This is a genomic window from Candidatus Desulfosporosinus nitrosoreducens (genome assembly GCF_030954495.1).
Lineage (GTDB): Bacteria > Bacillota > Desulfitobacteriia > Desulfitobacteriales > Desulfitobacteriaceae > Desulfosporosinus > Desulfosporosinus nitrosoreducens.
Genome location: NZ_JAVHUW010000064.1, coordinates 52238 through 65960, shown reverse-complemented (window position 1 = coordinate 65960; position 13723 = coordinate 52238). Strand labels below are relative to the sequence as shown.

The following is a 13723-nucleotide window of genomic DNA, read 5'->3' as shown; positions in this document are numbered from 1 at the left end:
ATGAAGAATATTTTCCATATGTAAAAATAAATTTTTAAATAGAAAAAAATTAAGGAGAGGTCAAACATGAGATCAAATTTTACACAATTTGCCACACCCCAAATGCGTGTATTGTCTGACGATCAGATCAAAGCAATCTATTTAGCCGCCCTGGAGATTCTGGAAAGAACAGGAATGAATGTCGACAGTAAGGAAATCCTCCAACTCCTCGCTGATCACGGCGCTCTCGTGGGCCCGAAAAACAGGGTAAGAATTCCGGCATTTCTGGTAGAACGTGCTTTGAAAACAGTACCGCCCCGGGTAGTTCTCTGCAACAGGGATGGGGAAAGAAAATTATTCTTAGAAGATAACAATGTTTACTTTGGCTGCAACCCTGATAACCCTGATTACCTTGATCCTTATAGCGGCGAAAGACGCCCTTTCACAAGTCAGGACGGTAAAGATCTGGCCAAAGTTATTGATTATTGCCCTAATATAGACTTTGTATTAAATGCCTGCTTTAGTGCCGATGCGCCAAGGGATGTTGCCGACCGGGTAATCATCAGACAAATGATGCTTTATATGAGAAAACCAATAGGCTTTAGCTGTACCAACGCAGATTCTTTATTGGACATTATTGATATGGCGGCAATTGTCGCCGGTGGCTATGAAGAATTACGAATGAACCCCTACATCTTCCACATTCAGGAACCGATAAGCCCGCTGAGCCATGATGGCAATGCCATGAAAGAAGTACAAATTTGTGCGGAAAAAGGAATTCCCTTGGTCTACTATCCAATGCCCATGGCCGGTGCGACAGCGCCCGCAACTTTAGCAGGTATGCTGGCCCAGAATTTAGCGGAAGCCTTTACCGGTATGGTCGTTCATCAGCTTACAAAACCCGGCGCACCCTTCATCAGCGGCGGTGTGGCCTCAATTATGGACATGAAGACAACCCGTTTCTCCTATGGAGCGCCGGAAATGAGCCTGAGTGTGGCGGGTCTTACCGATATACTGCATTATTTTAAGATACCTGTCTGGGGCACAGCGGGTTGTGTCGATGCCAAAACCGTAGATCAACAGGCAGCCGCGGAAATAGCAGTATCCTGTTTAATGGCCGGCTTAAGCGGAGCTAATCTTGTTCACGACACTGGTTTGATGGATCAGGCAACGGTAACTTGTCCTGAAGTTCTCCTTCTGGCCAATGAAATTCAAGGGATGGTCAGAAAGATCCTGGGCGGGATTCATGTCAGTGACGAAACTCTGGCCCTTGATGTAGTCAACGAAATCGGAAATGGCGAGAGCTATATTAGTCATGAACACACTTACAATCATTTCAAAGATTTTTGGGTACCGACGTTATTCGATCGCTCTGTCTTACAGAAAGGACAAAAACTTCCCTCTTTAACGGAAAGATTAAACGAAAAGGCTCGTTATGTCATTGAAAACCATGAGGTTCCGCCCCTGCCGGAAGATAAGCTGAATGATCTCTTGGCATTAGAAAAGAAATGGCTGGGATAGTTTCTCAGCTCTGGAGGGGAAAATCGTGACAAAGAAAATGAAACTTGGCTTACACACCTATACTCTTCATCTCTGGGGATTAGGTGAAAATTATGCTAATTTTAACGAATACCGCCCCAAAGCAATGACCTTAAATCAATTAATGGACAATGCGGTTGAGTGGGGGTTAGACGGACTTCACATTACCGGGTGTGATTTGGAAAGCAAGGACGAAGGGCGCCTTAAAGAAGTGAGAGAGGCTATGAAGGATCATAACCTCTATGTGGAATATAATTTTTCCCTTAATTCTCAATTTGATTCCAGAATAAATGACAGCGTAGAGGACGGGATTAAGATTGCTTCCATGCTTGGCGCGGATATTGCCAAGGTTAGTTTGGATGTTATCCGTCCCCGTCCTTTGTACGGCAGTTGCTTTCATCCCCTTGTGATGAAACAACTGGCAGATATTTATGAAGAAATTAAAGCGACCTTGCCCCTGCTTGAGAAAAAAGGGATTAAACTTGCCGTAGAAAATCACACCGATACTTATGCGGATGAAGTTATTTGGCTGATTAAACAAATCAATCATCCTCTGGTTGGCGCCTGTGTGGATACGGTTAATTCCATGTGTGTGCTGGAAGATCCAATGAGCGCGGTTGAAAAACTCGCACCCTATGCTTTTGTCAACCATTTTTGTGACCATAAGCTTGACAGAGATGAGTTCGGACTGCGTTTCCACGGAGTAGCCTTAGGAGATGGCGATATTGATTGTCTCAAGGTCTACAGCTTAATTAAAGAAGTATCGCCAACTGACCGTATTACGTTTGAAATCGAATGGGATATGGAAGGCGACTCCCTCGAAGTAGCTCAGAAGAAACAACTTGAGGCCTGCCTTAAAAGCATACGATATGCCCGGGAAGTTTTAGGGGTGGGAAAAGCATAGTCTGGATTTTGTCGGACGAATTAAAGTCGGCACAAATTGTTGTCATCTTTCGGCAGTCTATTCAAGATAATCGGCAGTCTGTTCAAGAAAAATTGTACAGAAGTTATTTTGGCTAAATTACACAATAGCCAATATGAGAAGGGAGCACAAATATCATGAAAAATTTTGAATCTTTGAAGCAAAGTGTTATTTCCGGCAAGGTAGCAGAGGTCAAAGAAATAACCAAGGCCATGGTAGATGAAGGAGTAAACCCCATTGAAATCATCAACGAGGGGTTAATTGGCGGCATGAATGTCGTAGGCGTTCGTTTTAAAAATGGAGATATGTTCGTTCCCGAGGTACTTATGTGTGCGAAATCTATGTCAGCCGGGATTGAAATCGTAAAACCGTTCATAGCCGAGAAGGATATGCCCAACAAAGGCAATGTCTTAATCGGAACCGTTAAAGGCGACCTTCACGATATCGGTAAGAACTTGGTGGGTATGATGATGGAAAGCAACGGCTTTAAAGTCATTAACTTAGGCGTAGACGTTGCCCCCGACAAATTTGTGTCGGCCATAAAAGAACATAAACCCGATATCCTTGCTATGTCCGCTCTGCTTACCACTACTATGTTGAGCATGAAAGATACTATTGAATTAATCAAAGAAGAAGGCTTAAAAGTAAAATGCATTGTTGGCGGAGCCCCGATTTCTCAAGACTTTGCCGATGAAATTGGGGCAGACGGGTTTGCTCCCGACGCGGCTTCTGCGGCAGATTTGTGCTTAAAGCTGCTTAGCTGATGGAATTGAATTAGATGCCTAAGGCCGGTAAGGCAGAAAAGTTTTTTCTGAGCGGAAGAGTTTTGAGCGTCTCGGGAAAATCTTAAAAAGGAGGACAAGGTATGTTGATCATCGGTGAACTGATAAATACAAGCCGGAAAGCCGTTAAACCGGCTGTCGAGCAAAGAGACGCCGCTTTTATTCAGGATTTAGCTAAAAAGCAAGTTGAAGCCGGGGCCCATTATGTGGATGTCAACTGCGGAACAATGGTGTATAACGAGGTAGAAACCATGGAATGGCTTGTTAACACTGTCCAGGAAGCTGTGTCCGCGCCGCTTTGTCTTGACACGCCGAGGGCCGAAGCGATGGAGGCGGGGCTGGCGGCGGCCAAGAATGGTCAGACTATGGTTAATTCAATTACTGCGGAAAAAGAACGATTTGAAAAAGTATTGCCTATGGTTTTGAAATATAAAGCCAAAGTAATCGCTTTGTGCATGGGGGATAATGGTATTCCTAATTCAGCCGAGGAACGTATAACAATTGTTCGTCAGTTAATCAGGGATCTGACCGCCGCAGGGGTTGCGGAAGATGATATCTACCTGGACCCTCTGATCACTCCCATCAGCACCGGAGAAAAGTTTGGTCTCGATGTTCTGGAGACTGTCCGCTTTATCCGGCAGGAACACCCCCGGGTTCATGCCGCCTGCGGCTTAAGCAACATTTCTTTTGGGCTGCCTAACCGGAAGATTCTTAACCAGGCGTTTATGATTCAGACTATGGCTGCCGGCATGGACGCTTATATCTTAGATCCTTTGGACAAAGCTATGATGGGATTTGTCTATGCCTCGCAGGCTTTAGTGGGACAGGATTCTTTCTGCATGGGATATCTTAATGCCCACCGGAAAGGATTGTACGAGTAACTGAAAATGAATAGTCAATTGGATAAGCCTGGTTACGAGGAGTGATTCAAATAACTGTTAAGAAGAAACTCTATTTAGGCTTTTCGTTGGTTATAGTTCTCTTTATAGCGGTTGCCGTTACCAATATAATCGTGCAAAGCATCGTTTCCCGGCAAAGATCGGAAGTCTATAATTTGCAGGCTGCCCAGAAAACTGCCGCTAATCTCCGCTACCAGACAATGGCTGTCAGCAGTACCGGCGCCTACTATTTGCTATCCAATTCACAGCAGGAAGCCGATAAATATTTTAAAACTTATTCGGAAAATGTCCGGGATGTGATGAATGGTTTTGACGTAATCGGCCAAATGACCATCAATCCGGATAGTCTGAAGTATCTCACTGCCGCTAAAGATCAATTTGATAAATATATAAGCGGTAATAATTCCGCCTTTATGATTTATCAAACTTGTCTCAAACTTGGTAAAGACGGAACAACTCTTGAAAAAGACCCGGCAGGGGTGATACAGGCTCAGAAAGAATACTTTTCGGTCCCCAGGGATCAAGTGTTTGATAACCTCACTAAATTTACGGACACCCTTGACGAGCTGATGGCACAGAATCAGGTGCGTATGGATAGTCTGGAAAATTTAGCGCGCTTAATAAATATCATACTGACCCTGATAGCAATTATTATAACCGGTCTGATCATCTATCTTATCACCAAGAATCTTGTCAAAGCTTTGGCCCTGTTACAAGTTGCCTTTACGGAAATTGCCGGGGGTAAACTGACCGAGCAAGTACCGGTGCGGTCTCATGATGAATTAGGTGAATTGGCCAAGGCTTTTAATAAAATGAGCTCAGACCTTAACCGCATCGTAAAAGAAGTCATTGATACGGCAAGCAGTTTAGCCGCCGCCAGTGAGGAACTGGCGGCTTCGGCCGGGGATGCCGGCAGAGCCGGTGAACAAGTTACGGCCATGATCGGGCAACTCGACAGCGGGGCAATCGGCCAGGCGCAGTCTGTGGCGGAAACAAGGGCAACGATTAAGCAACTGGCGGCGAATTCCAGCCAGGTCGTGGAAAATACGGAGCATGTCAGCCAGAGCAGTGAGAAAGTGGTCCGGGTTGCCGAATCAGGGGTAGTTCAGGCTGAAAACGCTGTGCGGAAAATTGAAGAAATCAGGGAGGTCACGGTGCAAACGGCCGCCGCGGTAGCGTTGTTGGGTGAACGATCGTTGAAAATCGGGCGAATTGTCGATGTTATTAAAGGAATTGCCGATCAAACTAATTTGTTGGCCTTAAACGCCGCCATCGAAGCGGCGCGGGCAGGGGAACAGGGACGGGGGTTCGCTGTTGTCGCTGAAGAGGTAAGGAAGCTTGCGGAACAATCTTCTGCTTCGGCCCAGCAAATCGCCTTGTTGATTGGAGATATGCAAAGAGAGACTGAACGTGTCGTACAAGGAATGGAAAAAGGCAAGCACGAAGTTGCGGCAGGAGTTGAAACCGTGAATTTGACCGGTTCGGCGTTTCATATGATTGTTGCGGAAATCAACGTAGTGGTCGGTCAGATGCATCAGGTATCCACGGCTACTCAACAAATGGCTGCCGGAATTTCTCAGGTTGTTCAAGCTGTGGACAATATTGCCGGTATAGCGGGTGAAGCTGAAAATAGCACCCAAGAGGCTTCCGCCGCTTCAGAGGAGCAGCAGGCGACGATGGAATCTATCGGCAAAGCGGCTGAGGAACTGGCCAAGCTCGGGGAAAGGCTGATGGGCCTGGTAGGGAAATTTGAGGTTTAAGAAAAGACAGAATATTTAGATATGGAGAATTGACTTCTGCAGGTTTGCCGAGATAGATATGCCCTCATTATAAGTGGGCATGATTTTGTATGGTAGTTTAATGAAAATATAAAGGGGGGAAAAAGGTGACGAGATTACTGGACCATCCCATCCTGGGAAAACTACCGGAACGTAAAGCCATTTCATTTCAATTTGACGGCAAGAAATATCAGGCTTATGAAAATGAAACAATTGCCGCCGCACTGCTGGCAAATGGGGTTAGAACGCTGCGGGTGCATGAGGTGAGCGGAAAACCCCGCGGGATTTACTGCAACATCGGCCATTGCCTGGAATGCCGTGTAACGGTTAACGGGCAACCCAATATAAGAGCCTGCCTGACAGTAGTTAAACGGGGCATGGTGGTTGAAAGCGGTAAGCAGCTTCCTAACGCTATTAAGAGGATGGAAGATGACAATGAGTAATGTAATTATCATCGGGGCAGGACCTGCCGGCTTGGCAGGGGCCATTGCTTGTGCGGATTTTGGTTTGAAAGTTACCGTCCTGGATGAATTTTTCAGACCTGGGGGCAGGCTGCTTGGCCAGCTTTATCAAGAACCTTCCGGTAAGTGGTGGAATGGGCTTAAAGAAGCGGAGCGCCTGCGGGAGAAGGCTAAAGCTTTAGCGATTGATATCCGCTGTGGAGTTTCGGTTTTTAATTTGGCAAAGGATGACTCTCTCTGGCAGGTGCATACAACTGCGGGAACGCTGACGGCATCTTATGTCCTTGTTGCAACGGGGTCCGCGGAATATCCCATCCCGGTCCCCGGGTGGACTCTGCCTGGGGTTATGTCCATCGGGGCCGCACAAGTCATGACGAATGTCCATCGCGTTCAAGTCGGGAGCAAAGGAATCATTATCGGAGCAAACATTTTGGCTTTTGCCATTTTGACTGAATTACAGATGGCCGGCATCAAAGTGGAGCGGATCGTCCTGCCGGAAAAAAGTCCAATCAGCCAAGAGGCAGGCGAACCGGAAGAAGTGCTCAAATCCCTCTTAAGTGCGGCCCATCTTGCTCCTTCGTTTTTGCTTCGTTGGGGAAGCGTTTTTATGAAAATCGGCTTGTTCAGAAAAATTGCCTTGAACTTCTATCCCAAAGGCGGTATGAAAATCAGCGGCACTCCTTTACAACTGCGCAAAGCTGCTGTGGAAATCCTTGGGAGGAACCAGGTGGAAGGGGTGCGCGTAGTTGATATTGACCCTGCCGGAGGGATTGTTCCGGGTTCCGGAAAGATTTATGAAGCAGATTTTGTCTGCATTGCCGGAGGGTTATATCCCCTGGCGGAACTTACCGCAATTGCCGGATGCCCCTTCCAATTTGTTCCGGAACTGGGCGGACATATTCCGCTTCATGCGGAATGGATGGAGACGCCTCTTCCCGGCCTTTTCGTGGCTGGAAATATTACGGGGATTGAGAGCGGAAAAATTGCCATGGCCCAGGGAACTGTTGCCGGTTTGGCCATTGCCAAACAAGCCGGCAAAGGAGCAGGTTCTGTCGATCTTCTGCTGCAACAAGCTGTCGCTAAAGTCCGCCAGGAAAGGGAGCAGGCGCCGATACAATTCAACCCTGGCGTAGATCAGGGCAGACAAATGATGAAGGAATTGTGGGAGAGCGAGTTTGTGAAGCCAAGCCTCAAATTATAGGCAATTAACCTTTAAGGGGGGAAGAACAATGAAGGACACTGAGCTCCTGGTTTGCAGATGTGAAGAAATATCGGATGAAGAAATACGGGAAGCCATAAGACAGGGAGCCCGCACAGTCACCGGCATAAAACGGAGAACCCGCGCAGGAATGGGCCCCTGCCAGGGGAGAACTTGTCAAAAGCTCGTTGCCCGTATCTTAGCGGCGGAAACAGGAATGAAGCCGGAGGAAATTAAGATGGGAACGGACAGACCGCCTGTAAAACCAGTTTTATTTGGTGTGCTGGGTGGTGCTGCCCATGTCTAGCAGTGCTGATGTTGTAATAATAGGCGGAGGAGTTATCGGATCAGCCGTTACATATTATTTGGCAAAGAAAAACTTGAAAGTGATCATGGTTGAAAAAGGGGATATTGCCCAAGGGACTTCAAGCAAGTGTGACGGCAATGTGTTGATCCATGATAAACTTCCCGGCTATGACGCCAGTCTGGCCAAGCTAAGCCAGGATATGTTTCCGGGTCTTGCCCAGGAAATTGATTATGATATGCACTGGACCAGAAAAGGAAGTTTGCTGGTTATTGAGAGCGAACAAGAAATGGAAGTTGCCCAGGAGTTTTGCCGAAAACAGCAAGAACAAGGGCTGCCTGTAAGAATTATGGATCAATACGAAGTTCATGAGGATGAGCCCAAGCTGGCTAAGGATATTATCGGCGGCTTGGAGACTCAGTGCGACGGGTCACTTGATCCGATGGCCTTAGCCTTTGGCTTAATATATGGAGCTAAGAAACTGGGGGCTGAAATTTTAACCTATACCACGGTAACCGGTATTGGACTGAATTCAGACGGCAGTGTTGCTAAGATAATTACCGATAAGGGAGAACTATTGACTAAAAATGTTGTTAATGCCGCCGGGATATGGGCTCCGGAAATAGGGGCCATGGTTAATCTCAATATTCCGGTCAAACCCAGACAAGGTCAGATCCTGGTTGCGGAAAGAACATTCCCTGTGGCCAGGCGTAAGGTTGTTGAGTTTGGCTATCTCATGGCTAAATTTGAAGGAAATAATTATCAGAGAAATGTTCCGCCGGAGATGGTTGAATACGGTATTGCCTTTGTGTTTGAACCGACCCATGCCAATAACTTTCTGATTGGCAGCAGCCGCCGCTTTGTGGGCCTGGATATCACCTGCCACAATCCGGTGCTGAAGGCTTTGGCACAGCGTGCTGTTCGCTTTTTCCCAGTGATGAGAGACATTAATGTTATCCGCTCCTATGCCGGTTTAAGACCCTATACACCCGACCATATGCCGATTGTTTCCCAGACCGATGTTCCCGGTTTTTATGTAGCGGCCGGTCATGAAGGTGACGGAATCGGCTTATCGCTCATCACCGGAAAGATTATGAGCCAGTTAATTTGCGGGGAAACGACCGAAATTACGATAGAGCCGCTCAAGCTCAGCCGTTTTGCTGATGAAAAAGTGTCCGCTTAATAATGATCAGGCGGCGGGGAATACGTGCCAAAAACAAAGGAGGCTATCTTATGTCCAAAATTCGCGGGGCTTTTAGCGTACTCATTACACCAATGACTGAGGCACAGGAAATTGACTGGGCAGGTTTAAGAAACAATGTCAACTTCTTTATTAAGCAAGGTGTTGCCGGAATTGTAATCAGTGGAAGTACAGGGGAATTCGTAAGTTTATCAAAAGAAGAGAGATTCCAAATGGTTGAAGCCGTCATGCAAGAAGTAAAGGGCCGGATTCCTGTTATCGTAGGAACGTCGGCGGAAACAACCAAAGAAGCCCTTGAATACACCAAACAGGCTCAAGCCCACGGTGCGGACTGTGCCTTAATCATCAATCCCTACTACGGAAAACCAAAGGAAAATGAAATCTATTTCCACTACAAGCAAATTTCAGATGCCGTCGCTATGCCGATAATGTTGTACAACAATCCGTTTACATCCGGAATTAACATGAGCACTGAATTAATGCTGAAAATCGGCAGAGAGTGTGAAAATGTTAAATTTATTAAAGAATCAAGCGGGGAAATAGGTAAAGCCAGAGACCTGGCCCGGAACGCCAAGGGCGCTTTCGAGGTTTTTTGCGGCTCAGAAGAATTAGTGATGGAATCGTATTTTGTCGGGGCGACGGGATGGATTTCTGTTGCCGGGAATGTCGTGCCCAAACTCGTGACAGATATGTTCAATTATTTCCAGAACGGTGACATTGACGAAGCTTGGGCAATTAACGATCAAATTTTACCGCTTTGTAAATTCCTCGAAGGGTCGGGAAAATATGTCCAAATTATTAAACGTGCCATGGATATTCTCGGCCAGGCCGGAGGCCCCGCCCGCCATCCCCGTTTAGGGTTAACACCTGAAGAAGATCAGACCCTGAAGGATATTTTAACAAAGCTGAATCTCCCGCTGCTGGGGTAGCAATTGAGGTTATGTTTAGCGGGATACCCCTTTGAGGCAGGCGAAAAATGCCGGCAATTCCGGTGATTCCGACGACTCCGGCAAATGAACGATGATAACGACTCAAAGGTAATGGAAACTATTTTAAATAAAAGGAGTGTGCAAATAAAAATGAAGGATTTCCGCGGCAGTTTCACTGTAATGATCACCCCTATGACCAAAGAGCAGGAGATTGATGAAAACGGAATTCGCGAGAATATTGACTGGCAAATCAGTGAAGGAATAGCAGGTCTTTGCCCTCTGGGCAGTACCGGTGAGTTTGTCAGTCTCTCCCGGGAAGAAAGATTCAGAGTGGCGAAAATTGCCGTCGAGCATGTAAAGGGCAGAGTTCCGGTGTTGCTTGGGACCGCGGCGGAGACGACCAAAGAAGTGATAGAGTATACGCAAAATGCTAAGGAACTTGGTGCGGATGGAGCTTTGATCATTAATCCCTATTACTGTAAACCTGCTGAAAATGAAATCTATGAATTTTTCAAAATGATTTCCGAAGCGGTAGATATCCCGGTCATGGTGTATAACAACCCCTTCACGAGCGGTATTGATATGAAAGCGGAGCTGCTGGCCAAGATAGCTCAGCTCAAAAATATGGCTTATATTAAAGATGCTTCCATGGAAATCAGAAGAGTTAAAGAGATTATCAATCTCACGGACGGTCGGATGAAAGTCTTTAACGGCACTGACGATATTGCCTTCGAGGCATTTCTGGCAGGTGCGGTTGGCTGGATTGCGGTGTGCGGCAATATAATTCCCGGCCTGTCGCAGCAATTGTTTGATCTGGTTGAAGCTGGAGAAATTCAGAAAGCTAAGGAGCTTAATCAGAAAATATTGCCCTTGTTAAGTTTTATTGAAAATTCCGGGAAACTTGTCCAGGTCGTTAAGGCTGCGGTTAATAAAATTGGGCATGCCGCCGGGCCAAGTCGCCTGCCGAGACTGCCTTTAACCCCTGAGGAAGACGAAAAATTGGTTCAAATACTGAAAAACCTGGGTGTTCTTTAATTGGTCGATATTATTACAAAGTTCCTCCTTCTAATTTCTATAAAATTGCCAGCATCTTTAATATCGGGAAAATAAAAATGATGCTGGCAATACTTTTTAGAAAAAATACTGAAAAAGATGGGTCTTCTGTAAGATCAAAGCTTAGGCGAAAAGGAGAGATATTTATGGGCTTATTGAGTAAAGATGACTATCATAAAATTGCCCAAACCATTGAATATCCGACAATGGCTCTCATTGACGGGAAAATGGTAAACTCCGTATCCGGCAAAACCTTCAGTACTTACAATCCGGCTACCGGTGAGAAATTGACGGAAATTACTTCCTGCAATGAAGAAGATGTTGATCTGGCTGTTAAGGCTGCCCGCAGAGCCTTTAAGGACAAACGGTGGTCCGGGTTGGCTCCTTCCGAAAGAAAAAAGGTTCTGGAAAAAATGCGCGATCTCATTATTGAACACAAGGACGAACTGGCCGTTATGGAAACCTTAGACAGCGGCAGGCCCATTTCAGATATTGCCGAAACCGATGTCTATGAAACTGCGGAGTGTATTGCCTGGTATGGGGAAGCCGCGGATAAACTTGAGGATCAGATCACGGCATCCGGTCAGGATATTGTAAGTATGATTGTACGGGAACCCATAGGGGTTGTGGGGGCTATACTGCCTTGGAATTTTCCGATGTTGATGGCGGCCTGGAAACTGGGACCTATTTTAGCGAGCGGTAACAGCGTTGTGGTTAAGCCCTCAAAACTTACTACCTTAACCATGCTGAGGATCGCTGAATTAGCCATGGCAGCGGGACTGCCCCAGGGGGTTTTAAATGTCGTCACCGGCTCCGGAGCAGTGGTCGGTGAGGCTATCGCTACGCATCCTGATGTCAATTTGCTGACTTTTACCGGCTCAACGGCGGTAGGACGCACTTTGCTGGAGTATTCCGGCAAATCAAATCTAAAACGTGTTCTGCTTGAGTTAGGGGGCAAAAATCCTTGTATCGTTATGCCTGATGTTAAAGATCTGGATACCGCTGCGGAGGGAATCGTTCAAGCCGCATTTTGGAATATGGGGGAAAATTGCAGCGCTAACTCCCGCTTGCTTGTGCATAAAGACATTAAGAACGCCCTATTAGAGGCGGTCCTTGAAAAAACGAAGGCTTGGACAGTGGGAGATCCTTTAGATCCTCAATTCCGTTTAGGTTCAATGATCGAAAAACCTCATATGGAAAAGGTCCTCGCCTATATTGAAACTGCGAAAGCCGAAGGAGCAACTCTTGTCTGCGGGGGACGTCAAATATTGCCGGAAACAGGAGGATACTTTATCGAACCCACGATTTTTGACAATGTTACTTCAGAGATGACGATTGCCAAGGAGGAAATCTTCGGACCGGTTTTGGCAGTGATGACCTTTAGCGATGAAGAGGAAGCCATCCGGATGGCTAATGATACGGAATATGGTCTTCATGCCTCAATCTGGTCCAATGACGTCAATCAAGTTCATAGGCTGTCCAGAGCAATTCAAGCAGGCACAATTTCAGTTAATTGTTTTTCTGAAGGAGATTTTGGCACTCCCTTTGGCGGATTCAAACAGTCAGGATTTATTGGCAGAGATAAGTCCCTTTGGGCCAGCCGGCAGTATACTGAAATGAAGACTATTTGGCTGAAAATCCGCTAGAAGCCGGCAGCCATGAACCCGAAAACAAAGGGCAAGTATGCATTTTCTTAGGCAAATTGAAGCGTAAACCAGGCTAAGCACTGATAGACTCTGCTTAGCCTGGTTTATAATCCGACTGTTTTCAGCGGCTCGTTTGGAAAGGAGGGCCCATTGCCTTTGCTGGGCTGGTAAAATGAAAATTGGCTGAACGTTTCAAACTATAGATTTTGGAATGCACCTGGAGCCTGAGCAGACGCGCCTTAAGGTTGCTGCAATCGGTCGTCCATGGTGGAAGGAGGAACGATGAAAGCTAAAATCTTCGCTTGTTATACAATGGCTGATGAAATACGCGCAATCCTCCCCCCGGAAATTGAGTTGGAACTATTGCCTTATGCCCTGCATAGGACCCCGCAGAAATTGCAATCTGAACTTCAAGAGCGTATCAATGCCGATTACGATCATGACACGTTGTTGTTTGGTTACGGCCTATGTTCTAACGGCGTTGTTAACCTTAATTCGGAACGGCATACGCTCGTGATCCCCAGAGTGCATGATTGTATAAGTATTTTGATGGGAGCCAGGGAAATTTATGATAAAGAGTTCGAGCAATTTCCGGCTTCGATTTATTTGAGCAAGGGCTGGATCGATCAGGGAGCTGAACCATTGGCTGAGTTTAAGTGTTATGCGGAAACTTACGGAGAAGAAAATGCCCAATGGATGATTGATGCCCAATATAAACATTATCAGCGAGTGGTCTTTATTGATACCGGAGTAGGCTGTCATGAAGAGTTGACAGAGTATACGCGGCAAGTGGCAAAGTATCTTAAAGTTGAATGTGAAGAACGGAAGGGTTCGCTGCGCCTTTTAGCAAAGCTATTGCAGGGAGATTGGGATGACGAATTTGTGGTTTCGCTTCCCGGGAGGATCGTCATAAATCGTAGTTTCTTATAATTAATCTTTGTAGCAATTTATATTATAGTGAAAAGTAGACTTGGAAGGCATGGCCTTGACAATTGAGTTGGTCGGCTGCATTGCGCATGTCATACCCTTGAA

At 46.3% G+C, this 13723-nt stretch carries 13 protein-coding genes; all 13 read left to right on the top strand.

Annotated features, from left to right (window positions below; all coding sequences use genetic code 11):
• Positions 1-66: 66 nt before the first annotated feature.
• The 13 genes from REC12_RS15930 to REC12_RS15870 all read left to right on the top strand — a co-directional run bounded on the left by REC12_RS15930 (position 67) and on the right by REC12_RS15870 (position 13621).
• Positions 67-1500 carry a trimethylamine methyltransferase family protein gene (locus REC12_RS15930; RefSeq protein WP_308896172.1) on the top strand — a complete coding sequence of 478 codons (1434 nt, stop codon included), beginning with the start codon at positions 67-69 and terminating at the stop codon, positions 1498-1500.
• 25 nt (positions 1501-1525) lie between these two features.
• The gene (locus REC12_RS15925) at positions 1526-2422 is read left to right on the top strand and encodes a sugar phosphate isomerase/epimerase family protein (protein ID WP_308896170.1); all 897 of its coding nucleotides are present in this window, start codon (positions 1526-1528) and stop codon (positions 2420-2422) included.
• 155 nt (positions 2423-2577) lie between these two features.
• Entirely contained in the window at positions 2578-3204 is a 627-nt protein-coding gene (locus REC12_RS15920; RefSeq protein ID WP_308896168.1) for a cobalamin B12-binding domain-containing protein, read from the top strand.
• A 101-nt stretch (positions 3205-3305) separates the two neighbouring features.
• Positions 3306-4103, top strand: a complete 798-nt coding sequence (locus tag REC12_RS15915) for a methyltetrahydrofolate cobalamin methyltransferase (protein WP_308896167.1) — start codon at positions 3306-3308, stop codon at positions 4101-4103.
• A gap of 41 nt (positions 4104-4144) precedes the next feature.
• Positions 4145-5881 carry a methyl-accepting chemotaxis protein gene (locus REC12_RS15910; protein WP_308896166.1) on the top strand — a complete coding sequence of 579 codons (1737 nt, stop codon included), beginning with the start codon at positions 4145-4147 and terminating at the stop codon, positions 5879-5881.
• Between the two features lie 125 nt (positions 5882-6006).
• Positions 6007-6342, top strand: coding sequence for a (2Fe-2S)-binding protein (locus tag REC12_RS15905; protein WP_308896164.1), 336 nt, complete (start codon positions 6007-6009; stop codon positions 6340-6342).
• Positions 6335-7561 carry an NAD(P)/FAD-dependent oxidoreductase gene (locus REC12_RS15900; protein WP_308896162.1) on the top strand — a complete coding sequence of 409 codons (1227 nt, stop codon included), beginning with the start codon at positions 6335-6337 and terminating at the stop codon, positions 7559-7561. The genes REC12_RS15905 and REC12_RS15900 overlap by 8 nt, the downstream gene beginning before the upstream one ends.
• A 28-nt stretch (positions 7562-7589) precedes the next feature.
• On the top strand, positions 7590-7865 hold the full coding sequence (locus REC12_RS15895) for a (2Fe-2S)-binding protein (protein ID WP_308896160.1): 276 nt from the start codon (positions 7590-7592) through the stop codon (positions 7863-7865).
• Positions 7858-9045, top strand: coding sequence for an NAD(P)/FAD-dependent oxidoreductase (locus REC12_RS15890; protein ID WP_308896158.1), 1188 nt, complete (start codon positions 7858-7860; stop codon positions 9043-9045). The genes REC12_RS15895 and REC12_RS15890 overlap by 8 nt, the downstream gene beginning before the upstream one ends.
• A gap of 50 nt (positions 9046-9095) precedes the next feature.
• Complete coding sequence (gene dapA, locus REC12_RS15885) at positions 9096-9992, top strand: 4-hydroxy-tetrahydrodipicolinate synthase (protein WP_308896156.1); 897 nt, start codon at positions 9096-9098, stop codon at positions 9990-9992.
• Positions 9993-10130: 138 nt separating this feature from the next.
• Positions 10131-11027: a 4-hydroxy-tetrahydrodipicolinate synthase gene (gene dapA / locus REC12_RS15880; RefSeq protein WP_308896155.1), complete on the top strand. Its 897-nt coding sequence runs from the start codon at positions 10131-10133 to the stop codon at positions 11025-11027.
• Between the two features lie 164 nt (positions 11028-11191).
• Complete coding sequence (locus tag REC12_RS15875; protein WP_308896153.1) at positions 11192-12691, top strand: aldehyde dehydrogenase; 1500 nt, start codon at positions 11192-11194, stop codon at positions 12689-12691.
• A gap of 282 nt (positions 12692-12973) precedes the next feature.
• Positions 12974-13621, top strand: coding sequence for a DUF1638 domain-containing protein (locus tag REC12_RS15870; RefSeq protein ID WP_308896151.1), 648 nt, complete (start codon positions 12974-12976; stop codon positions 13619-13621).
• Positions 13622-13723: the final 102 nt, after the last annotated feature.